This window comes from Leptotrichia sp. oral taxon 879 str. F0557 (assembly GCF_000469385.1).
GTDB classification, from domain to species: Bacteria; Fusobacteriota; Fusobacteriia; order Fusobacteriales; family Leptotrichiaceae; genus Leptotrichia; species Leptotrichia mesophila.
In genome coordinates this window covers 1-23,508 of record NZ_KI271322.1, presented here as the reverse complement: position 1 = coordinate 23,508, position 23,508 = coordinate 1, and the positions used below count along the sequence as shown (strand labels likewise).

Annotated in this window: 27 protein-coding genes; 9 read left to right on the top strand and 18 right to left on the bottom strand. The window is 29.5% G+C overall.

From position 1 onward, the window contains the following. Positions 1-213: 213 nt before the first annotated feature. The 9 genes from HMPREF1552_RS05395 to nikA form a co-directional block, all read right to left on the bottom strand. Positions 214-549, bottom strand: a complete 336-nt coding sequence (locus tag HMPREF1552_RS05395) for an MliC family protein (protein ID WP_026746618.1) — start codon at positions 547-549, stop codon at positions 214-216. Between the two features lie 150 nt (positions 550-699). Beyond that, complete coding sequence (locus tag HMPREF1552_RS05390; RefSeq protein WP_021744101.1) at positions 700-2,070, bottom strand: MATE family efflux transporter; 1,371 nt, start codon at positions 2,068-2,070, stop codon at positions 700-702. 21 nt (positions 2,071-2,091) lie between these two features. Then, positions 2,092-2,721: a D-sedoheptulose 7-phosphate isomerase gene (gene gmhA / locus HMPREF1552_RS05385; protein ID WP_021744100.1), complete on the bottom strand. Its 630-nt coding sequence runs from the start codon at positions 2,719-2,721 to the stop codon at positions 2,092-2,094. A gap of 44 nt (positions 2,722-2,765) precedes the next feature. Beyond that, positions 2,766-3,659 carry a LysR family transcriptional regulator gene (locus HMPREF1552_RS05380; RefSeq protein ID WP_021744099.1) on the bottom strand — a complete coding sequence of 298 codons (894 nt, stop codon included), beginning with the start codon at positions 3,657-3,659 and terminating at the stop codon, positions 2,766-2,768. 70 nt (positions 3,660-3,729) lie between these two features. Next, positions 3,730-4,440: an ABC transporter ATP-binding protein gene (locus HMPREF1552_RS05375; protein WP_021744098.1), complete on the bottom strand. Its 711-nt coding sequence runs from the start codon at positions 4,438-4,440 to the stop codon at positions 3,730-3,732. Between the two features lie 110 nt (positions 4,441-4,550). Beyond that, complete coding sequence (locus HMPREF1552_RS05370; RefSeq protein ID WP_021744097.1) at positions 4,551-5,351, bottom strand: ABC transporter ATP-binding protein; 801 nt, start codon at positions 5,349-5,351, stop codon at positions 4,551-4,553. Positions 5,352-5,369: 18 nt separating this feature from the next. Then, positions 5,370-6,173: a nickel/cobalt ABC transporter permease gene (gene opp1C / locus HMPREF1552_RS05365; RefSeq protein WP_021744096.1), complete on the bottom strand. Its 804-nt coding sequence runs from the start codon at positions 6,171-6,173 to the stop codon at positions 5,370-5,372. Then, positions 6,174-7,112, bottom strand: a complete 939-nt coding sequence (opp1B, locus tag HMPREF1552_RS05360; RefSeq protein WP_021744095.1) for a nickel/cobalt ABC transporter permease — start codon at positions 7,110-7,112, stop codon at positions 6,174-6,176. Between the two features lie 62 nt (positions 7,113-7,174). Then, entirely contained in the window at positions 7,175-8,761 is a 1,587-nt protein-coding gene (gene nikA, locus HMPREF1552_RS05355) for a nickel ABC transporter substrate-binding protein (protein ID WP_021744094.1), read from the bottom strand. 186 nt (positions 8,762-8,947) lie between these two features. On the opposite strand from nikA, the gene HMPREF1552_RS05350 reads away from it, so the two are divergent. Both HMPREF1552_RS05350 and asnA read left to right on the top strand, forming a co-directional pair. Further along, on the top strand, positions 8,948-9,751 hold the full coding sequence (locus HMPREF1552_RS05350) for a DUF4037 domain-containing protein (protein ID WP_021744093.1): 804 nt from the start codon (positions 8,948-8,950) through the stop codon (positions 9,749-9,751). A 55-nt stretch (positions 9,752-9,806) separates the two neighbouring features. Beyond that, complete coding sequence (gene asnA / locus HMPREF1552_RS05345) at positions 9,807-10,823, top strand: aspartate--ammonia ligase (protein WP_021744092.1); 1,017 nt, start codon at positions 9,807-9,809, stop codon at positions 10,821-10,823. Between the two features lie 75 nt (positions 10,824-10,898). On the opposite strand, the gene HMPREF1552_RS05340 is transcribed toward asnA, so the two are convergent. The 5 genes from HMPREF1552_RS05340 to HMPREF1552_RS05320 form a co-directional block, all read right to left on the bottom strand. Beyond that, on the bottom strand, positions 10,899-11,627 hold the full coding sequence (locus HMPREF1552_RS05340; protein ID WP_021744091.1) for a gamma-glutamyl-gamma-aminobutyrate hydrolase family protein: 729 nt from the start codon (positions 11,625-11,627) through the stop codon (positions 10,899-10,901). Positions 11,628-11,667: 40 nt separating this feature from the next. After that, entirely contained in the window at positions 11,668-12,651 is a 984-nt protein-coding gene (locus HMPREF1552_RS05335) for a dipeptidase (RefSeq protein WP_021744090.1), read from the bottom strand. 51 nt (positions 12,652-12,702) lie between these two features. Continuing rightward, entirely contained in the window at positions 12,703-13,665 is a 963-nt protein-coding gene (locus HMPREF1552_RS05330) for an LD-carboxypeptidase (protein ID WP_021744089.1), read from the bottom strand. Positions 13,666-13,710: 45 nt separating this feature from the next. Then, positions 13,711-14,202 (bottom strand): YhcH/YjgK/YiaL family protein, encoded by a 492-nt coding sequence (locus tag HMPREF1552_RS05325; RefSeq protein WP_039901243.1) that lies wholly within the window; start codon positions 14,200-14,202, stop codon positions 13,711-13,713. 102 nt (positions 14,203-14,304) lie between these two features. Next, positions 14,305-15,282 carry a tRNA-dihydrouridine synthase gene (locus HMPREF1552_RS05320; RefSeq protein WP_021744087.1) on the bottom strand — a complete coding sequence of 326 codons (978 nt, stop codon included), beginning with the start codon at positions 15,280-15,282 and terminating at the stop codon, positions 14,305-14,307. Positions 15,283-15,453: 171 nt separating this feature from the next. On the opposite strand from HMPREF1552_RS05320, the gene HMPREF1552_RS05315 reads away from it, so the two are divergent. The 7 genes from HMPREF1552_RS05315 to HMPREF1552_RS05290 all read left to right on the top strand — a co-directional run bounded on the left by HMPREF1552_RS05315 (position 15,454) and on the right by HMPREF1552_RS05290 (position 19,495). Then, on the top strand, positions 15,454-16,044 hold the full coding sequence (locus tag HMPREF1552_RS05315) for a lysozyme inhibitor LprI family protein (protein WP_021744086.1): 591 nt from the start codon (positions 15,454-15,456) through the stop codon (positions 16,042-16,044). Positions 16,045-16,076: 32 nt separating this feature from the next. Continuing rightward, positions 16,077-16,367 (top strand): hypothetical protein, encoded by a 291-nt coding sequence (locus tag HMPREF1552_RS05310; protein WP_021744085.1) that lies wholly within the window; start codon positions 16,077-16,079, stop codon positions 16,365-16,367. Positions 16,368-16,444: 77 nt separating this feature from the next. Further along, positions 16,445-16,903 carry a hypothetical protein gene (locus tag HMPREF1552_RS05305; RefSeq protein ID WP_231370751.1) on the top strand — a complete coding sequence of 153 codons (459 nt, stop codon included), beginning with the start codon at positions 16,445-16,447 and terminating at the stop codon, positions 16,901-16,903. After that, complete coding sequence (locus HMPREF1552_RS11825) at positions 16,873-17,058, top strand: hypothetical protein (RefSeq protein ID WP_196808125.1); 186 nt, start codon at positions 16,873-16,875, stop codon at positions 17,056-17,058. The genes HMPREF1552_RS05305 and HMPREF1552_RS11825 overlap by 31 nt, the downstream gene beginning before the upstream one ends. A gap of 219 nt (positions 17,059-17,277) precedes the next feature. Then, the gene (locus HMPREF1552_RS05300) at positions 17,278-17,613 is read left to right on the top strand and encodes a hypothetical protein (protein ID WP_021744082.1); all 336 of its coding nucleotides are present in this window, start codon (positions 17,278-17,280) and stop codon (positions 17,611-17,613) included. A gap of 225 nt (positions 17,614-17,838) precedes the next feature. Beyond that, positions 17,839-18,486: an OmpA family protein gene (locus HMPREF1552_RS05295; RefSeq protein WP_021744080.1), complete on the top strand. Its 648-nt coding sequence runs from the start codon at positions 17,839-17,841 to the stop codon at positions 18,484-18,486. A 190-nt stretch (positions 18,487-18,676) separates the two neighbouring features. Continuing rightward, complete coding sequence (locus HMPREF1552_RS05290; RefSeq protein ID WP_021744079.1) at positions 18,677-19,495, top strand: hypothetical protein; 819 nt, start codon at positions 18,677-18,679, stop codon at positions 19,493-19,495. Positions 19,496-19,845: 350 nt separating this feature from the next. Here the strand turns inward: HMPREF1552_RS05290 and proC are convergent, their stop codons facing one another. The 4 genes from proC to rlmD form a co-directional block, all read right to left on the bottom strand. After that, positions 19,846-20,649 (bottom strand): pyrroline-5-carboxylate reductase, encoded by an 804-nt coding sequence (proC, locus tag HMPREF1552_RS05285; RefSeq protein ID WP_021744077.1) that lies wholly within the window; start codon positions 20,647-20,649, stop codon positions 19,846-19,848. A 70-nt stretch (positions 20,650-20,719) separates the two neighbouring features. Next, positions 20,720-21,307, bottom strand: a complete 588-nt coding sequence (locus tag HMPREF1552_RS05280; protein ID WP_021744076.1) for a cob(I)yrinic acid a,c-diamide adenosyltransferase — start codon at positions 21,305-21,307, stop codon at positions 20,720-20,722. A gap of 54 nt (positions 21,308-21,361) precedes the next feature. Beyond that, a complete protein-coding gene (locus HMPREF1552_RS05275) occupies positions 21,362-21,913 on the bottom strand; it encodes a CDP-glycerol--glycerophosphate glycerophosphotransferase (protein ID WP_039901242.1) in 552 nt (183 codons plus the stop codon). 90 nt (positions 21,914-22,003) lie between these two features. Next, on the bottom strand, positions 22,004-23,413 hold the full coding sequence (rlmD, locus tag HMPREF1552_RS05270; protein ID WP_021744074.1) for a 23S rRNA (uracil(1939)-C(5))-methyltransferase RlmD: 1,410 nt from the start codon (positions 23,411-23,413) through the stop codon (positions 22,004-22,006). Positions 23,414-23,508 lie beyond the last annotated feature (95 nt).

Sequence of the window (23,508 nt, the reverse complement as noted above, 5' to 3'; positions counted from 1 at the left end):
GAGCCAGGGTTGCAAGGGAAATGGCGACTGATTTTACTTGCTTATATAATAGACCTGTTTGACAACCTATAGTTCAAAATTTATTAAACATTCGCTATTTAAACGGTGAATAGTATAATATTACCTGAAAGCAAACTAAAAAATAAAAAACATAGCTTTCAGACTTTTTTAATCTGTCAGCTATGTTTTTCAATTAATTAAGAATAAATTTTGTTATCTTCTTGTGCAAGATTTTTCAATACCATTAGGTCCTCTATAAATAGCATCTTTTCCACCTTTGAAGAATTCTACATTTCCATTTTTAGAAACATATCTTGATCCACTACCTGATGTTGCTACTTTAAGGTTGTAAACATTTCCTGCTTTAGTAACTACTCTGGCAGTATTTGTTGCTGGATAAGAAACTGTTATTCTTTCAGAACCGCAAGTATATGATTCTGAAGCCACCTTTCTTGCAGCAGGTCTTTTCTTAGCTGTTGCGGCAAAACTCATTCCTCCAATTAATGTCATTACAGACAATACTAGCATTGATTTTTTCAATAATTTCATCTTCATCATTCCTTTTCTTTAAATTTTGTTTCAACAGTAATATACCACATAAAACTGTTAAATTTCTTATAAAAAGCTATTTATTCAAAATGAAATTACAATAAAATTCCTTATATTCAAATCTTTTTAGCATATAATTGTAAAAACTAGCTAAATACCCCTATTTATCGATGTTCTTACATTTAATTCCGATTTATATTTTTCCATAAATTTTTTAACATATCTCATTAAAAATAACGACCTTGCTAATGAAAAAACTATGAAAGATAACCATAATCCATGATTTTGATATGCTGGTATTACTGTAAAATACACTATTAGAAAGATTACTAACGATTGCAGCATTGAATTTCTTATATATGCTGTTTCTGTAGCACCTGTAAAATTTCCATAAATTACTAATCCAAAGCTTATAACTATTGGAAATAAAGCTATCCACATTTTATACTGACTTGCAGTGTTTACAACTTCTGTATTCTTTGTGTAAAATAATAGCAGTTTTTCACCACCTAAAATAAATGCTATACTTAAAAATGCTGAGATTATGATACAAAAATGAATTGATTTTCTCATTACCCATTTTAGTTTTCTAAAATTTTTCTCTCCTGCCGCTATACCTGAAAACACACTTGATGCATTAGCAAAGCCATCAAAAATATACGACATCAAATATTGAACTTGAAATAATATAGAATTTGCAGCTAATATTATTTTACCGTTATGTGCAGCTTTTTCCAAGAATAAATTTGTTGCTATCAGTAAACAGACTGTACGAATCACTAAATCTGAATTCACTGCTCCAACTTTTTTTATTTCGCTTCTATCAAATATTTCTTTCAAATTTATATTGTATAAGATTTTTTTTAGTGAAAAAGTTCTTAAAATAATAAAAATTGATAAAAGAGTTGTCATAAGTTGCGAAATTAGTGTAGCAGCTGCTACTCCAGTAACATCCATTCTTAAAACTTCTACAAAATATAAATCAAGAAAAATATTCACAATATTTGTCATAAGTTGCAAAATTAGACATTTTTTTATTTCTTTTCGTCCCATTATCCATCCCAAAAATGTGTAGTTCAGAAATACGAAAGGGGCTCCCCATATTAGAATATTAAAATAAATTTCTATATATTTCGTAATCTCTTTTCCAGCATCAAAAAAATGAATAAATCCCCATAAAATAGGTTTCTGAAAAATAACAAACAGAAATCCTAAAATAAGTGAAATTAATACGGGACGGATTAATACTGTAATCTCTTCCTTTTCATTATTTTCTCCAAAAGCCTTTGCAGAATATCCAGATGTGCTAACACGTAAAAAGCCAAATAGCCAATAAATTGTATTAAAAATCGTTCCTCCAAGTGTTACTCCACCTATAAAGACTGGATTTGAAAGATTTCCTACAACTGCTGTGTCAACAGAATTTAACAAGGGCGTTGTCAGCGTTGACAAAGTAAACCCAAGTGCTAATTTCAAATATTCTGTATTTCTAATTTTCTCTATATTTACACTTTTTTTCATTTTCCTCCTACATTAACCGAATTACTCAAAAAATGAAATCAACTTATTTTTAACAGTTTTCAGGAAACTATAGTTTTCAGGAAATAAAATTCTTTCCACACCTTCAATTATAATATGCAGAATCATCATATGAACTTCCTGAATCCTATCTGATGTTTCTCCAGGAATTATAAATTCATAATCACATACTCCTTTTAACTTCCCGCCATCTTTTCCAAGCAGTGCTACAGTTTTTAAATTTCGCTCTTTTGCCGATTTTACAGCCTCAATTATATTTTTAGAATTTCCCGAAGTTGAAATTCCAAAGAAAAAGTCACCTTCCTGCCCAAATGCTTCCACACCTTTTGCAAATACAAAATCAAATCCGTAATCATTTCCAACACATGTGATATGGGAAGAATCGCTGATACTTATAGACGGAAGCGCTCTTCTGTCTTTTCTAAATCTTCCTGTAAATTCTTCTGCAAAGTGCATCGCATCACAGTTACTTCCACCATTTCCTGCAATTAACGATTTTTTCCCATTTTTATAGGCTAATGCTAATTCCTGTGCAATTTTTTCTGTTTTTTCAATATTTTCCTCATTTTCCACAAATGCCTTCACAGTTTCAAAAGCTGTTAAATACGAATTTCTGATATTCTCTTTTAACATAATTTTCCTCCTAAAATTTATTTATAAATTATCTGTTTAAATTACTATTTATTTTTTACTGAAAATAATGCTGGTGTAATTTTGTAATCCTTCACAAATTTCACAAATTTGGAAATTCCAGGTTTTTCTCCATTTTCACGGATATAGGCAATTTGAAACTTATCTTCAGATTTTTCAAAGTTATGAATTACTTTTAATGTGCCTTTTTCGATTTCCTCATAAACGCTGTAATACGGCAGAACGGCAAAACCAAGCCCACTTTTTATAAGGTTTTTCATCGTTTCGATACTTCCATTTATGACAATTCTGTTTTCAAAATTAAATCCTATTATTTTTTCAAATAAATCCAAGTATTTGCTTGTCAATACAGTATCCCGCTTTAACAGCTGCATTTCCTTTAATTCATTATAATCTGATATTTTTTCCCCTGCCACAACGACAAAAGGATATTCCTCAGTTTCAATAACTTTTATTTCCTTATCTTCAATGAAATATTCCTCCATTAAAGCAACGTCAACTGTTCCTTCTTTCAGATGTTTTACAAGGGATTCACGATTTTTGATATACAAATCAAATTCAATTTCAGGATTATGCTTCTTAAATTCCACCATAATTCTTGGCAGTACAGGCTCTCCAATATTATGAGTCGCCCCTATGCAAATTTTTCCTTTGCCATAATGTGAAATTTTTTCCATTTCCTTTTCCACTCGCAAAATCTTGTCAAAAACATCCTTTGACATTCGATAAAGCTCTTTTCCCGCAAAAGTCAACCTAAAATTTTTAGAATTTCTTTCAATAAGCTGGATTCCAAGTTTTGTTTCCAGTTTTTTTATTTGTATTGATACCGCAGATTGACTTATAAATAAATTTTTTGCAGCTTTTGTAAAACTTTTTTCCTTGCACGCCTCAAAGAAAATTTTTAAATGATGTACATCCACACTTATTTCTCTCCAATCATATATTTTTTATATTGTTAATTATAACATTTTTATCTTGTGAATGTAAACATTAAAATTCTATTACTGCATCAATCAATTTTCTTGAGTAATCTTTTTTTATATTTTTTAAATTTTTTATATCAGATATTTCCTCTTCAATCTTTCCATTGCGAAAAAATATTACGCTGTCGCAAATATAAGTTATCGTAAGCAAATCGTGCGTTACAAAAATATACGACAAATTATACTCTTTCTTCAATTTCTGCAATAAATCCAAAATTTCCACCTGTGTAGACACATCAAGTGAACTTACAGCCTCATCTAACATAATAAACTTAGGCTTTGTTGCGATTGCCCTTGCTATGCACACTCTTCGAAGCTGTCCTCCGCTTAGTTCATTTGGAAATCTCTCTAAAAATTCTTCAGAAAGTCCCACAGCTTTTATCAAATTTTTTAATTCTTCATTAATTTCATTTTTTTTCATTGTTGTTTCAATTATCAAAGGTTCAGAAATAATCTCGGCAATAGAAAATTTAGGATTTACAGAAGAAACATAATTTTGAAAAACAATGCTTATATCATTTTTTATTTCTTTATTTTCCTTTTTATGAATATCTTTCCCTTCAAATTCTACAAATCCACTATCGGCATTTTCAATTCCAGTCAAAATTCTCCCAAGCGTACTTTTCCCACTTCCACTTTCTCCGATAATTCCAAGACATTTTCCCTTTTCCAATGAAAATGATACATCTTTTAACACATTTTTTACAGTTTTTTTCAAAAACTTCTTTTCAGTATAACTCTTAGTAATATTTGAAACTTTTAGTAAAATATTATTTTTTTGTTTATTTTATTTTCTTCCATTTTTTATTCTCACTTTCATCAAATGGCTTAATCAGCTACTTCCTTAAATTTTTTCATCAAGGCTCGCCGTGTTTCAATCAAAAAATTTGTATGCTCGTGCTTATAATTATTTATAATTTCAGAAGTTGTACCACTTTCCACAATTTTCCCATTTTGCATTACAATCAGATTATCTGCCAAATAGGATAAAATTCCTAAATCATGGGTTACAAATAATATTGATACGTTTATCTCATTTTTTAATATTTTAAATTCTTCAATAATATCCTTTTGATTGAGGGAATCAATAGCAGTTGTTGGCTCGTCGGCTATGATTAATTTTGGTTTTAATGCGATGGCTATTGCAATCATTATTCTTTGCAGCATTCCGCCACTTAGTTCGTGCGGATATTTTTTTAAAACATTATCAATATCCTTTAGCCGCATTTTTTCAAGCGACTCTTTCGCCAAATTCACAGCATCTTGCCTTGAAATTTTAATATGTTCCAAAAAAGTTTCCACCATCTGATTTTCAATTGTGTACAAAGGATCAAATGAAGTCATCGGATTTTGCAAAATCATGCAAATTTCTTTCCCACGAATTTCCCTCATTTCCTCTTCCTTACACTCAAGCAGATTTTTTCCATCAAAAATAATTTTCCCTTTTACATCAAAATTTTTATTCAAAATATTTAAAATTGACTTGCACGTAACACTTTTCCCGCTCCCGCTTTCTCCCAGAATACCAAGGCAAGTGTTCTTTTCCATTGAAAAGTTGATATTTTTTATTATTTCCCTATTATCTTTTTTCAGTTTTATTATCAAATTTTTTACTTCCAATATTTTCATCTTATGCTTGAACTCCTTTTATTTATTATCCTTAAAACTGTCTCCTAGCAAATTAAAGGCTGCAACTGTAATTACAATGGCAAGTCCAGGAGCTAGCATCTGTTCTGGTTTTGTTGCAATTACATTTTTGGCTTCACTTAGCATTGCACCCCATTCAGGTGTCGGAGCCTGCACTCCCAATCCTAAGAAAGATAATGTTGAAATGCTTAAAATTAGCCATCCCATATCCAGCGTTATTAATACAATTAATTCAGGCATTATCATTGGAATAATGTGCTTTCTGAAAATGTAGGAAGTTTTTGCTCCAATTGTCTTTGAAAAAAGAATATAGTTTTTATCATTTTGACGAATTACATTTCCACGTATCATTCTGGCATACCACATCCATTTTACAGCGATATTTGCAATGATAACATTTTTAATCCCTATTCCCAAAGCACCAACTATAGCTAGAATCATAACTTGACTCGGAAACGACATCATCACATCACAAAATCTCATAAGAATTTCATCCACAATTCCCCGAAAATATCCAGAAATTAGTCCCACAAATAATCCTACCAAAATAGTCGGAATCATTGTAACGATAGAAAGTAGTAAAGTCGTTCTGACTCCATAAATAAGCCTTGTAAATGTATCACGTCCCAAATAGTCAGTTCCTAGCAAATGCTCAAATGATGGATTTTTAAATTTTTGAGTAATGCTTCCTTCAAGTGGATTGTATGTAGAAATAACCGGTGCAAAAATTCCCATTAAAATGATTAATGCGAGAATAATTAGACATACCAATGCCACTTTGTCTTTTAATATCTTTTTCAACATTTACGCCTCCGTTTCCGCAAGTCTTGGGTCAATACAGCAGCTCACAATATCCACCAGCAAATTGCATCCAACAAATAAAATTCTCATAAGTAATATATATGCTTGAATTACTGGATAATCACGTCCAAATATTGCCTGAACACAAAGTCTTCCAATTCCAGGCAACACAAATATATTTTCAATTATAAACGTTCCTGCAACTAATTTTACAATACTCATTCCAAGCGCATTTAACGAAGAATGAATTGAATTTTTTAGTGCATGTTTAAAAATTATTGATTTTTTTGAAAGTCCTCTCACTTTTGCATAGTAAATATGGTCTTCTTCTAGCGTTTCTATCATATTTGTCCGAATTAATCGAATATATGTGGAAATATAGCTCATACTAAGTGCAAAGGCAGGCAAAATATAGCCTGAAATCGAACTTGCCCCACTTATTGGAAACATATTTAGTTTTAATGCAAAAATTGACAATAAAATTAATGATAGCCAGTAGTCTGGAATTGCAGTCCCGAAAAATACGATTATTCTTATAATTTTATCAAAAAAACTATTTTTCTTAACAGCACAAAGCACTCCAATTGGAATGCTTATGCCAAGTATCATAACAAGTGAAATTCCAGCTAATTTTAACGTAACTGGTAATGTTCTTGCAATTTCATCTGCAACTTTCCTATTCGTATTCACATAAGAAATTCCAAAGTCAAAATGCAGACTTTTCCACAACCAGTCAAAATATCTGAGTAAAAATGGTCTATTTAATCCCAGCAACTCACGCATTCTATTAATATCAGCTTCTGTCGGAGTAATATCATTTACACGTAAAGCCACTTCTGCCGGATCTGACGGAATCAGATTTATAAGACAAAACGCAATAAAAGTAATCCCAATAATTAACGGAATTGATATTAAAATTCTTTTTATTATATATTTTTTCACTTAATTAGATTTCCTTTCTAATATAAAACAAATACTTATATCAAAAATATTCTTCACTTACCTTATTTTAAACTCATTGAATAATATGGAACTTCATATAGCGATGTACCAAATTTAACGTCTTGAACTCTATCATTAAAGATTGCTCTATTTGTTTCATAAGTTATTGGAATATAAACAGCCTCATCTTGTAAAGTTGTCAGAACATATTTAAATAATTCAGCTCTTTCAGTTTCACTTGTAGTTTTCAAGCCTTTTAGAATAGAATTATCAATTTGTGATTTTTGAGATAATCCTTGCTGTGCTGCATAATCTCCATAAACTGGTTTTCTCATACCACCTAAGAATGATTGCGGATCATAAGGTACTCCCCATGAAATATTGAATACAATATCAAAATCTCCTTTTTTCATTCTATCTCTGTAAGACTGCTCCTCTTCCCCAACTGTCTTCAATTCAACACCAATTTTAGCTAGCTGTTGAGCAAAGTATTCTGAAATTGATTTTTCGCTCACGCTGTCAGCATTGTAATTCAATGTAATTACTAGAGATTTTCCATCCTTTTGTCTTTTTCCGTCAGCTCTAGCTGTCCATCCTGCCGCATCTAATAATTTTTTTGCTTCATCTAAAGAATAATTGTAAACTGGTACATCAATATTTGCATAAGGGACTGTTTTTGCAAGGATTGTATCAGCTGGGGTTTCTGTTCCTTCAAAAATCCCTTGAGAAATTTCTTTTTTATCAAGTACATGTTGCAATGCCTTACGTACATTCTTGTCAGTTAATGCTCCCTTTGTTGTATTTACAAGCATCATTCTTGTTGCTACAGGTTCAGACATCATAGCGGTAAATCCTTTTTTATCTTTAAATTTCTTAAATGATTCGCTATCGATCATATCACGCCCAAACACGATGTCAATATCTCCTTTTTCAAGTGCAAGCGATCTAGTTTGCTCTTCAGGAATAACCTTTACACGAATTGTTTTAATTTTTGGTTTTTCTCCCCAATACTTATCATTCACTTCAAAAACAGCTTCCTCGTCAGTTTTATTTGATTTTAGCACATAAGGCCCTGTTCCAACATATTTATCTACTCCATTTTTTGTACTTTTTCCATTTTTCATAGCTTTAGGTGAAATAAATCTGAATGGACGTATTGACGCAAGTTCAATTAGCATTGGATAATATGGTTCCTTCAATTTTATTTTAAATGTATAGTCATCAGGCGTTTCAAATCCATCAAAAAGTCGTACACTTTCAAGCCATCCATGTCTATCCTTATTTTCCATAATTGCATCAAAGTTAGCTTTTACAGCCTTTGCATCAAATTTTTCTCCATCAGAGAATACTACATTTTTTCTCAAATGAAATGTATATTCACGTCCATCCTTTGAAATTTCCCATTTTTCAGCAAGCTGCGGTGCAATGATTCCATCCTTGTTAATTGTAACAAGCCCTTCATATAAAATATTCTGTGCATACAGTTCTCCAGCATAATTATGCGGATTCAAGTCACGAATATCCCTGAAATTAGCTGCAACAATCTCGTCCTTGCTGGCATTTTTTCTGACATTTCCTCCACAAGACAGCACAAACAATAAAATTCCTGTCAACAATAATAAAAATTTAAAATTTTTCTTTTTTTTCATTTTATAATATATCCTTCTATAATCAAATATTTTTATATCAAAAATATTATATTATTATTTATTTTGATAATCAAATTATTTTCTAAATTTTTTAAATCAAACAAAAAATTATAGAAAAATTAAATATTTAGTGATAAAATACATTTATTGACAGTATTTAAAAATTAGAAAATTTTAGGAGAAAAAATGGTAGAACAATTATTTAAGGAACTATCTTTATTAGAAGAAGTTGAGGCAATTGCATTGGGGGGTTCACGAGCGGGAGTGAATTATGATGAAAAGTCAGACTATGATGTGTATCTTTACGTAAATTCCCCAGTTAGTGAAGAAAAAAGAAAAAATATTCTAAAAAAATTCTGCAGTTATATGGAAATTGGAAACAGCTTTTGGGAATACGAAGATAATTGTGTCCTAAATAACGGAATCGAAATTGATATTCTTTACCGAGATATGAAAGACTTTATGAAAGGTATCGAAAGAGTCATTGCTGAATATCAGCCAAGCAATTCTTACACAACCTGCATGTGGCACAATCTAATTACCTGCAAAATTTTATATGACAAAAACGGAACTCTTGAAAAATACAAAAACAAATATACCATAAACTATCCAAAACAGCTAAAAGAAAACATCATAAAAAGACAGCTGGAATTAATAGACTCTTCAATGCCAGCATACCCAAATCAAATAAAAAAAGCAATTTCAAGAAAAGATTTTGTCAGTATAAATCACAGAATAACAGAATTTCTAGCTTCATATTTTGATTTATTATTTGCAATAAATGAAGTAACTCATCCTGGTGAAAAACGTTTAATTCAACTTTGCAAAAAACAATGCAAAATCTTGCCTGAAAACTTTGAAGAAAATCTAAATTCTCTTTTTTCACATATGTATTCAGAAGAAAATCAATCTTTATTGATGGAAGTTATACAAAATATTGTAAATAATGTAAAAAAATTACTTAATATAGAAAAATTTGACAATAAATAATAATTTTGATACCATTTAAAAGTAGAATAAAAAAACTGAGAAAGAAGGAGAGTATATGTCAAGTATTATAATTCCAAAAAATTATGATTCCAAATACGGAATTATGGAAACAGAAATTGCCATAAAAGTGGCGAAAGACTGTTTTGAGAGAGAACTTGCAAAATCATTGGATTTAACAAGAATTTCAGCACCTATGTTTGTTAGAAAGTCTGCTGGGATTAATGATAATCTAAATGGAGTTGAACGTCCTGTGGCTTTTGAAATGAAAGAAATGCCAGATGCTACATTGGAAATTGTGCATTCGCTTGCAAAATGGAAAAGAATTGCATTAAAGCAGTATGGTGTAGAGGCTGGAAAAGGTATTTACACAGATATGAATGCCATTAGAAGAGATGAAGATCTAGATAACACTCATTCAATTTACGTGGATCAGTGGGACTGGGAAAAAGTTATCTCAAAAGAGGATAGAAATTTAGATTTTTTAAAAGAAACAGTAAAAAAAATATATCAAGTCTTTTTAAATACAGAAAAAGAATTGACAGATAAATTTAGTAAATTTGAAAAATTTTTACCAAAGGAAGTAACATTTATTACTTCTCAAGAGCTGGAAAATCTATATCCTGAATTGACTCCGAACGAACGAGAAGACAAGTTTGCAAAAGAAAATGGTGCAATTTTCATTATGCAAATTGGAAAAGTGTTAGAATCAGGAGAAAAACACGATGGACGTGCTCCAGATTATGATGATTGGGAACTAAATGGAGATTTGATTATGTGGAATCCAGTTCTTGATAGTTCGTTAGAATTATCATCAATGGGAATCCGTGTAGATAAAAAGGCGTTAGAACGTCAATTGAAAGAATTGAACTTAGAGGAACGAAAAAATCTTGATTTTCATAAAATGCTTTTAAATAATGAATTACCGTTAACAATCGGTGGAGGAATCGGACAGTCGAGAATTTGTATGTTCTTGTTACAAAAAGCTCACATTGGGGAAGTTCAGGCTTCAGTTTGGACTCCTGAAATCGTAAAAGAATGTAAAGAAAATGGAATTAATCTTTTATGGTACTAAAATAAAAAATCTGAAATAAAAAAAAAGTGAATTGCTAATTAATTTTAGTTTTTCACTTTTTTATTAAAATTTAAATTATTTTCCACAACTTTCAATAAATTTATCAAAAATCTTCTGCATTTTCTTATTGCCACGAACTGCCATCATTTCAGGATGCCATTGTACTGCGTAAAAGAATTTATGATTTTTGTTTTGAAAAGCTTCTATTATACCATCATTCGCTTTTGCAATAGAAGTCAAATTATTTCCCAAATCTTTTATCATTTGATGATGATAAGAATTAATTCTTGTTTTTTCACCAAAAATTTCGAATAAAATATTGTCTTTTTCAATATTTATATCGTGTGTAGGCAAGTCAGGAAGCCACTTTTGCATATGATTGACAGTTGTGTCTATATATTTTACATCTTGATACAAACTTCCGCCAAAATAGATATTTGCAATTTGTAATCCACGGCAAATCCCAAAAATAGGCTTTCCAGTTTTCATAAACTCATCCAAAATTGTAAGCTCAAATTTATCTCGCTCTGGTGTAATGCTTCCAACTTCCTGCAGACAGTCCTCTCCATATAAAATTGGATCAGGATCCCCTCCCCCAGAAAGTAAAAGACCATCCAAATGCTGAATTTGTTCCCTTATAACTTCCATATTTTCTGTTATTGGCAAAATAAACGGTATTCCTCCAGCATTTATAACGGCTTTACTGTAATCCACAGAAACTATTGTCTTATGATCATTCAGTCTGTTCGGGTTTAATTCCAGCGAAGTAGTAATTCCTATAATTGGTTTTCTTTTATTGTTCATTTATTAAGTTCCTTTCTTTTCTCAATTTTACTATTATTTTTTATTTGGAATTTCTCACTCTTCCAAAAAAGTCAATAAAATTTTTATAAGTTACCATCTCAATCTCATTTTCGGAATATCCTCTTTTTTTCAAGGCTTTTTTCACATTTCCTAACTCTGTAACATCGTGAAGACCAAGAAGTCCGTCAGCTTCTTCTCCTTCTGGAGTATAATATTCCGCAAAGTCAAGTCCAAATCCGACTTTATCCAGCCCAATTTTTTCAGCTACATACTCTAAATGATTCAAAAGCATTTCTAGATTTTTCTCATTTTCATTTTGACTAACAAAATTATGGTAACTGTTCATTCCGACCATTCCTCCTCGCTCACCGATACATAAAATTTGATCATCAGTCAAGTTCCTCATTGACGGACAAAGGCTTCTGGCATTAGAATGTGAAGCAAAAAAAGGATTTTTAGAATGTTTGGCAATATCCCAGAATGTTTTATCGTTGGCATGGGAAACATCAAGCAGGATTCCCAATTCATTGATTATTCTCACAGCATCAATTCCAAGTGAAGTCAATCCCCTGTTTTTATCTCCGCTCTGCCCTGTTGCAAAAGCGTTTGTTTCATTCCAAGTCATTCCAATATGTCGCACACCAAGCTGATTTAATAAATAAATATAGTCAAGTTTATCTCCAATCCCTGGAAGCCCTTCTATTCCAAGCATAACTCCAAACTTTTTATCTTCTTCCTTAGTAGTTTCCCAATTTTCAAAAATTTTAAAATCAGATGGCTCTTTTATAACCTTTATCAAATCTCTTGCATGATACAATTCCTCAGTCATTGCTCGCAAATCTGCAAAAAAATATTCTTCAGCATTCTCCACTTCATTTACATTCAAATAAATAACAAAAATTCCTCCAGAAAGCCCTCCTTTTAAGAATTTTTCTTTATATTTATTTCTAATAACATCTTTATTTCCCTTCTGATATTCCCAAAAATTATCTGTCCACACATCTGCATGCATATCAAAAAACATTGATTTTTTCCTTCTTTCTATGTAAATTTATTTATACTATTTTCTGTACTTCTATTTTTCAAAATAAATTTCATTTATATTTTCATTAATCTTCAAAGTACATTTTGCTCCCATCGGCATTGTTACCAAGTCAGGCTTTTCATGTCCACTTTCAAGTCCATAAATTACAGGTTTTTCATAATCCTTGAAAAAATCTTTTAAAAAGTCCATTAACTCATAATTTTCTCCATAAGTATTTTCACAGCCCGCAAAATTACCTAACAAAACCGCATTACAGTCTTCAAATTTTCCAGCATATTTCAAATGTGTCATCATTCTGTCAATTCTGCTGATTTCTTCTTCGATTTCCTCAATAAAAAATATTTTTCCTTTTGTATCAATTTCATAATCTGTTCCTAAAGTTGTAACAATTATTGAAAGATTTCCGCCAGTTAATTCGCCGTTTATTTTTTTATTTTCAAAATCTTTTTTATACAGAAATGAAGTTTCTTTTTCTGCTCCAGTTTTTTCATCTATTGGATTTTCAAATAACCATTTTTCATCTTTTTTCTTATTCAAGGAATTAAAAAAAGATTTTTTTGTAAATTCATTAAAACCATTAAACATATTCGACTTTACCATAGGACCGTGAAAAACTCCCAAATTACACTTCTGATTGAAAGCAATGCTCAAATTTGTAACATCGCTATAACCTACAAAAACTTTAGGATTTTTCTTTATCAATTCATAGTCCAGCTTATCCAAAAGTTGCGAAGCGCTAAATCCCCCCTTCACACAAAAAATTCCTTTAATTTCATCATCAGAAAAAGCCTTGTGTAAATCTTTTACCCTAATTTCAGGCGTTCCCGCCATATATCCTCCAATATTCTCAAAAAGGCTTTCCCCTAAGACTGGCTCAAAACCTAAGTTTTTCACAGTTTCTTTACATTTTTCAATATCTTCTGCAAAAATAGGCGAAGAAGTGCAAACTAAAAACACTTTATCTCCTTGTTTCAATGGCTCTGGAAAATACATCTTTAAACTCCTTTTTTATTATTTCTTTAGTTATAAAGTTTTGTTTTAAATATTCATTTTATTAATTTCAATTTTAAAAACAACTTTTGTAACAATTTTTCTTATATTCCCAGAATTATCATTTTCAGAAACATTAAGTTCAGGCTTGTGAACATCATTTGGGAAAAATACAAGAACATCTCCAGTTGTCATAATTATATCGAATGCTTTTTCACCATCCAGAATTACTAGATCTTTTTCAGCATCAAAACTTTTAATATCCATATTTCTCATATCCCCAACTGAAACTTTTTCAGTTCCATTAATCATAATCTGAACATCAAGATATTTTTTATGGCTTTCCCAAAATTTCTCATTTTCACTTTTTGTAAAATATTTTCCGACATTCATTTTGATATCATTATACTCAATATCATAACTTCCATTTACAAGCGATAAAATTTTATTCTCATTTTTTTTCGCAAATTCAATACAAAATTGAATATCCTTTGCTAAACTTTTGTTTTGAATTTCATCATTCACATTTGTAAAAATCATTTCTTGCACTCTCCTTCAAAATAAAATCACAGCTACTTCTCAACTGTGATTATACCCTTTTTTATTAAAAATTTCAATAAAAAAACTTATTTAAAACTTTATTTATAACATTTTAATCATATTTATTTTTTTCAAAATTTCTTTTTCCAAAATAATTTTATCAATCTTTGTTTTTAGATTTTCATCATAAAAGTTCTCAATCACTGCAAATTCACTGTTTCTGTCTAGATTTTTATCCCAAAATTTTTGAAAATATGGACGTAAAAATTTGTTTATTTCAAGCACAGCCTTCATTTCGCCTTTATGTTTCATAATATTTTGCAAATGTTCCAACACAATCGATTTTGTTTCATCAAAAGTTTGAATTGTGTTTATTTTGCCAATGTTCAGAAATTCCCTTGTTTGTGGAATTAGCCAAGGATTACCGATTATTCCACGTGAAAGTATTATACCGTCAAGACTGCAGGAGGATGTTTTTCGTTTTATCTCGGTAGGCTCAAATAAATCGCCATTTCCAAAAAAATTTATATTTCTTGGCATTTTACTTAGTTTTTCAACAATTTCCCAGTTGGCAGTTCCAGAATACATTTGTTTTTGAGTCCGTCCATGCACACAGATAAAATCAAGATTATGCTTATTTGCCAAATTCAAAAATATTTCAGGATTGTCAAAATCTTTATAGCCAACACGTATTTTTATAGAAATTTCAGCACGAATATTTTGTGTTTCCAAAAGGACTTGATTAACTAAGTCATAATTTTCAAGAAGTGCCGAGCCTGCCCCATTTTTTATAATTTTAGGCTGTGGACATCCCATATTTATATTAATTTTTCTAAATCCCAAATTTTTCAGCTTTAAAATTCCTGAAATCAATTCTTCTTTATCTCCGCCAAAAATTTGTGTTCCAGTTCGCTGTTTATCATCACACTTTAAAAGTTCATTTATTGTAGTATCATCCTCACGATTCAGTAAATTAGCATTTACCATTTCTGTAAATAAAAAATCTGGCTCAAATTTTTCAAGTATTTTTCTAAAGGAATAATCAGTAGTACCAGCCATTGGGGCAGTATATATTTTCATTTTTTCTCCTATTTTTTTATTTTACATTATATACTTAAACTGAAAAAAAATCAAATTTAGAAAGATTATTCGAATAAAATTAGAATTTGACATTTTTTAAAATTATAGTATAATAAATATCGAAGAAAAAAATAATGTTTTGTTAATAATTTTATAAATTGGAGGAAATTTATGAAAGTAAAAAATATAATTGTTAAATTAACTATTATTTTGTCATTATTTTTGTTTTTATCTTGTCAAAATAAAAACTCTGAATTGGAGAAAAAAGTAGAAAAATTAGAAAAGGAGAATGCAGAAATATTAAAAAAACAGAAAGAGCAACAAAATGCTCAAGAAAATACTGCAAATATAAAAAAAGAAGAAAAAACTTTACAACCAAAAATAAAAAATTATGAAGATAAAATAAAAGATAGAATTGCAGATTATGAAGCTGCAAGAGACAAAGTAAGTGAAGAATATGGTTGGAGCGTAGAAGAAACACAAGCAAATGAAAAGCTTAATGAAAAGCTGGATGATGAACTTACAAAAGTTTATAATTTGATAAGAGAAAGAATGTCTGAAAGTAGAAAAATTGAATTTAGAAATGAACAGAGACAATGGATAAAAAATAGAAAAAAGAAAGTAGAAAATTCGAATAATGGTGAGGATGGAAATCCTGGAATGGGTGGACGAGCTGGTGCAAATGTTGAAATATTGACTTATCAAGAGCTTACAAAAGACAGATTAATTAAATTTGCTAGAATGTACGATAATATGGAGTAATGATTTTTTACAGAAAGGAAAAATAATGAATAATGAAAAACAAAATTTTAATATTAGGAATATTAACTTTAATTTCGACAAACTCAATTGCTGGTTGGACAAAATATAGAGATAAAATCATAAATGGAGTAAAAGATTCTTTTCAAAGTTATTCTGAAAACGAAGACTACACACAAAATTATATTGATGATTCTTATAATGATTATTATGAAGATGATGACGAATATGATGGTTCTGATGAAGATTATTACGACAATGATGACTATGAAAACGATTATGATGATAATAGTGATGAATATGATGATGGCTACTATTATGATTAGTTTTTTTTAAATAAAAATCATTTTATATAATAGAAATCAAAGGAAATTAATAAAATATTAAAAAAGAAGAAATGAAATTGAAAAAGATTTTTTTATTATTACTTCTGATTTTATTAGCGATTTCGTGTGGAAAAAGAGAAAATTCAGATACTTTAAATAACAAAGAAAAAACTAGGAAAAAGGAAAAAAGTGTAGAAGAGCAAATAAAAGAAATGGTAAATATTTGGAATGAAGCTTCAAGCAATGCTGATTTTGATACTTTGGAGAAAATTTTAGGTGATAAAATCGAATATTATCAGTCTTCTGTTACAAAAGCCTATTATATTTCTAATCAAAAGAAATTTTTTGAGAAAAATCCTGTTTATGGGCAAAAAATTAAAGGAGATATTAATGTTACACAGATTTCAAATAAGCAGGTAAAGGCCGAATTTGTGAAGGAAGTTACGACTAAAAAAGGTGTAAAGGACTATCCTTCATATTTAGTTTTTGAAAATGTTAATGGAGAATGGAAAAGTGGAAAGAAGCCACAGGCTTGACAGCAAAGTACTATGCAGACAAGAAATTTAAAAGCAAGGAAGAACTGTTAAGGGCAATAAGGAAATACAATATAAGATACAACAACATATCAAGAAAAGTACTGGACTTTAAGAGTCCAAATGAAGTGTTAAAAGAGTACAAGCAAAATCAGTAGGTTAAAGATACATTAGGAAAGGAACATTTTTTTTAATATATTTTTGTAACAAATGTTTGACATCTATACATTTTTCTTATATATTTTTAAAATTTAATCATTTACAATATATATCAATTATATATATATATATATATATTGTATATGACTTTATAGAAATTATATGATATAATAAAAATCAAAGTAAAATAATAATATATTAAGAAAGGAAGATTTAAAATGAAAAAAGTATTATTTTTATTAGGAATATCACTTTGTTCGCTTAATGTAATAGGAGCAGAACAAATTACATCAGGATATTGTGAAGGAAGAGGAAAAATTTTGAATAAAACTTTTGACCATCCGTTTTTAACAATTTCAACTACGTATAAAACATGTCGTATTAATGGAGTAAGATACAATAATATTCGAGTTGACAGAGAATTAAGATCCTATAATTCAAATGCTAAATTGGGAATGAGAGAAGATTATCCTAGCAATAGTTATTATTGTGTGGCAATAGATTATGATGATAGAATTTTACATATTTATCATACTAATGCTGATGAATGCTAAATTAATAGAATTAAAAATGTTGTAAAATGTTTTTTAACAGGAGGAAAATTTTTAACTCCTGTTTTTTATTTGAAATTATTTTTCTATACAACAATCTAAATTTTTTCACGAAAGCATTTAATTCCTCAAGATAAAATATTTTCAAAGTGAAAATAAACTTAAATAATAGAATAATATAGTACAATATATTGAAAATAAATATTTTCTTATTAAGGAGGAGTAAATATGAAAAAAGTATTAGCAATTATTCTGTTATCATTATTAACAGTAGTTTCTTGTACAACTGCTACTGATGGAACGAGAAAAGTTAGTAAAACTGGAATCGGTGCAGGAATTGGAGCGGCTGCGGGAGCTGTAATCGGACAAGCTATCGGAAAGGATACAAAAGGTACATTAATTGGTACAGCTGGAGGAGCCGCAGTTGGAGCAGCTATTGGAAATATATTTGATAGACAGGAAAAAGAATTAAGAAATAAATTAAAAGGAACAGGGGTAGATGTAAAAAGAACTGGAGAAGGTGAAATCAAATTGACAGCACCTGAAAATATTACTTTTGATTTAAATAGCTACGTAATCAAGCCACAATTTAAAAATACGTTGGATTCAGTAGCAACAGTATTAAAAACTTATCCTGACTCAACAATTGTAGTTTCAGGACATACAGACACAACAGGAAATGATGCAATTAACAATCCACTTTCTGTAAATCGTGCAAATTCAGTAGAATCTTATCTTGAGTCACAAGGTATTTCAAGCTCAAGAATAACTTCACGTGGTTATGGAAGTAAACAGCCAATTGCAAGTAACGCAACAGAAGCTGGAAGAGCTCAAAATAGAAGAGTAGAAATTGCTATAATCGCGAATCAACAATAATCTTTAAAAATTTTTAGGGGTTTTTTTCAAATTAAATTTTGAATTAACTCCTTTTTTTACGAAGTTTTAAAATGATAGGTAATCTTTTTGAGATTGAAAAAAATATATAAAAAGAAATAACCGGCTATAGATGAACCTAACTTTTTACTCTCGTTTTAAACTAAAATTACTATAAATTTAGGAGATTTTTATGAAAAAAAATATATTATTAAAATTTATGCTGTTAATCGGAATTTTACTAAGTTTCACATTGAATGCTGGAAATAAAGAAAATTTTAACAATTTTGAAAAATTTTCATTTAGAATGTCAAATAATCCTGATTATATAAGCTACAGAATAATATCAGGAAATGGGGATAAATATCCTGTTCAGCTAAATGTGGGAAATTATCTGGCTTTTATGCCTTCACGATATGCAGCAGTCAATGTTTATGAATTTTTATCTGATACTTTGAAAAAAGATTTTAAAATAATAAAAATAAATAAAAAGGGAAAAATAACAGATCAATCTAAAATTATAAAATATTCTTCAAACGATTTTTTTCTAAACTATAAAGACAATGTAGATTTCGAGAAAGCTGAACTAAAGTCGCTAGGAATGGTGTTTGCAGGAGTAAAAAATGTAGGAATAGGAGAATATAAAATAACTGCTTATGGGAACAAGGGAATTTCTGGAGGAATTGACAGTAAAGGGCTGAATTGGTTAAACTTGGCGTTTATTCCCACAAATTCGGCATTCTATATAAAAATAACTGGCGATAAAAGTCTGGTGTGGAGTCCAAATCGTGATTATAACAGTATTCAATATACATTTTCAGTTGAGAATGGAAAAATAGTGGCTGTGGACAGAAAAGGAAAACATTACTTGACTATTTATCAAAAGGATAACTCTTTATTTGTTGACATGGCAAAACATAATCTTGAATTCCGTGTAAATCAGGCTGAAAATCAGTTGGAATATTGGATAAATCATAAATTAAAATATGTGGAAAAATATCAGATTATATAAAAGAAAATTTATACTATTTTTCATCTAAATAGCAAATGTTTAATAAATTTTGAATTGTATACTATTTTCTAATGTGATTTAGTATTGGATTATTCTGTTTAATATAAGTTTTTACTATTTTTATTATGTTTTTTCTTTATTTTCGCAGGATTGCTCATTGCCGCAAATCCTTATCTTGCAGTAAAGGTTTATACTGAGAATCTCTGTCGGTTTATTAACAGAAAAAAATTATATTTTACTTATTTTAAAATATTAGGTTTTTATCCTTTATTGGAAATGTTTGTAATAAATTCATTATTTAAATAGGGTTTAGTGTTAAAATATTTATAAATATAATAAAAAAGGGGATTTTACTCCCCTGCCATTTCTTTAGACTTTTCCGTACAAGCCTTAACGGCTTCCATTACAGTTCCTCTAAATTTACCATCTTCCAGTACTTTCAAGGCGGCAATTGTAGTTCCTCCTGGAGAAGTTACCTCATCTTTCAAAATTCCTGGATGTTTTTTGGTTTCAAGCATCATTTTAGCTGAGCCTAAAACCGTTTGGGCAATAATTTCATAAGCTTTGTCCCTTGGCATTCCTTCCAGTACCCCGCCATCCGCAAGAGCCTCCATAAATACGTAAACATAGGCTGGTAAAGAGCCACTAATTCCTGTATAGGCATGCATAAGTTTTTCCTCAATTTCAATACTTTTTCCAAAACTATTCAGCAATTTAAAAATCATACTTTTTTCATTTTCCTGAATGTTATGATTAAAAGAAACTGCCGTCATTCCTTCCATCATTTGAGCAGGTGTGTTTGGCATAGTTCTAATAACTTTTTTGTCAGTTCCAATAATATTTTCAATAAAATCAATGCTAATTCCAGCGGCAATTGATAAAACAATCGTTTTTTCTGACAAGTTATCTTTTATTTTATCCAGTACTTTTGGAACAATATTTGGTTTTACAGAAAGGATGAGAATATCGCTTTCTTTTGCAAGTTCGTTTTCATTTTCTGCTTTTTTTACACCGTACTCTTTTGATAATTCTTCAATTTTTTCCTTGTTTAAATCAAAAATAGCTATATTTTTATTTTCAAGAAAGTTTGAAGATGTAACGCCTTTCAATATAGAGCTTCCCATATTTCCTGCTCCAATAATTCCTAATTTCATTTGATTTTGCTCCTTATTATGATATTAAAAAATTATTCTAGAAATTTTAAAATTCTAATTTAAATACACACTATTTGCTATTTCTAAAAATTTTTGCACTTCTTTTATAGATAGTTTCATTATTTCCTAATTTTAGATTTGTAAGGCATGCTGCTACAAAGAAATAGTCAGAAAGTCTATTGATATATTGAAGTCCAACTTTATTTATTCCTTCATTTGCTTCAATTACAGCAATCATTTTTCGTTCCAAGCTACGAGTGCTTGTCCTCATAAGATGGAACATGCTTGACATTCTGCTTCCTCCAGGAATTACAAAACATTCTAATTTAGGCAATTGTGGAATATATTCATCCATTCTTTCCTCAAGCCATTTCACATCATCAATTGTTTGCTTGTACTCTCGTAATCCATCAGGAGTCGCAAGGTCACTTCCGCAGTCAAAAAGCTGCTGCTGTATATTTTCACATTCTTCACGTATCTTTCCAAGTATATCATTCAACTTTTCATCTTCACGAATTTCAGCAATAATTACTCCAAGTAATGAACAAACTTCATCCATTGTTCCATACGCTTCCACTCTCACATGAGTCTTGCTGACTCTTTGTCCTCCATAAAGTCTTGTAAAACCTTCATCACCATATTTTGTGTATATTTTCATAAATATCAACTTCCTTTAATATATTTTTATTATTTTACAATAATTTTTTAATTTTTAAATTTCATATAAATTATCTATAAATTCATCAAAATTATCCGCTATTTTTATAACGAATGTAAATGCGTAATAAAAATAAATTCCTCCATTCACTTTGTGTAAAAGAAAAATTTCATCTTCTTTATTTTCAATTAAATCAAGCGGAATCAAATCATCTCTTAATTTTTCCTCGTTATCTAATCCAATATGAGGAGAGTGTTTCCAATTTTTCACACATGCCTCTAAAACTCTATCTTCAAAGAATAATTGCCATACACTTAATAATTTTTTATCACAAAAAAAGGATTCTATTTGTTCATTAAACATTTCTTTTTCTTCTTCATCTTCCAAATCGTAAACATCTTTATACATTTCACATAAAATTTCTTTAATTTTTTCATAAGTTTCATTTTTTAATTTATAACCATATTTTCCAGAACAATAAATAGCATCATTTTCTTCTATCAATTTTCTGTATTTATTTAACCCTAATTTATCAAGTAATTCTGTTGATAAATATTTTCTTTCATCAAAATTTTTTCTTTTATCCAGTTCAAAATACTCCATCATTTCTTATATTTTCTCCTATTAATTATTATTTCATTTGCTAACGATTTCCACGCTTTTTCTATAAAATATTAGACTAATATTTACTTTTTTTTATTTTTCCAATAACCCCACTACCTCAATATGCCCAGTCTGCGGAAACATATCCACAGGTGTAATTTTTTTAAGCAAATACCCATTTTCAGCTAAAATCTTCACATCTCGTGCAAAAGTAGCAGGATTGCAGGAAATATAGACAATTTTTTCAATTTTATTCTGTATAACACTCTTTAATGCTGATTCTTCGATTCCTCGTCTTGGAGGGTCAAAAACTATTGCTCCGACATTTTCTCTCTTCAAAATTTTTGGCAGTTCCTTCTCAACTTTTCCATTTATAAATTCTACATTTTGAATGGAGTTTTCATAAGAAGTCAGTTTTGCAGCAAGTGTTGAACTTTCTACACTTTCAATCCCAATAACTTTCTTTATATTTTTTGAAAGCATCATTGCAATTGTTCCAGTCCCTGAAAATGCGTCAATTACTGTTTTTTCGTAGATTTTATAAGTATTTTTATTTTCTTCATTCAAAAAGTTTATTGCAACATCGTAAAGTTTCAGTGCCTGTTTTTTATTAATTTGGAAAAATGAATTTGGATAAATCTTGAATTTTAATCCTTCCATTTCCTCTTCCAAATACTGGCTTCCAAATAAATGGACATTTTTACCTAAAATTACATTATTCTGCTCAGTTTTTACAGAAATATAGATTGATTTTATGCAGTCATTTTCATCATACATTTCTTCCAGCACTTTTGAAAGCTGATTATACTGCGAATTTTTATTCACGACAACAACTATCATAACTTCATCTTTTTCATTATTTCTAACCATTATCTGCTTCAAAAATCCAGTATTATTCACTTCATTAAAAACTTTAAATTCCTTTTTTGTACCCGAAAAACTATTTACTTTCTGCAAAAATTTATCAATAATTATTTTAGCAATTTCTGACTTTAGAAGACTTTCTTTAGCTGAAAATACATTGTGGGACTTTCTTGAATAAAACCCCGTCTGAATAATCCCATTCTTTTTGAAAAATGGTTCAGCTGTCTTATTTCTATAATTAATTTTTTCATCACTTCCAATAATTTTGCCAATTTTTACCTTTTTCAAATCAATTTCAGCAATCTTTGTCAACACTTCCTCAAGCATCTTATCCTTATACTCAAGCTGTTTTTCATATTTAAGCATTCCAAAATCACAGCCATCAAAATCCTCAAAACTAATTTTGGACATATCCTCAATCCTGTCCTTTGATGGTTCAATTATCCTAGTTATAAGCCCCCTCGCATACGACTTTTTAACCGAAATAATCTCGATTTCTACTTTATCTCCTGGCACACTCATCGGCACAAATACTGCAAATCCATCAACTCTTCCGAGTCCTTCTCCACCAAACACTATTTTTTCTATCTCAATTTCCAGTTTTTGTCCAATTTTATAATTATTTTTTATTTTATTCATCTCATTCCTTTTTTATTTCAAATATTCTTTTCAAATATCCAAATAAATTATTTTTTATTAATTTTTATATATTTTGATTAATAAATATTTTTTCA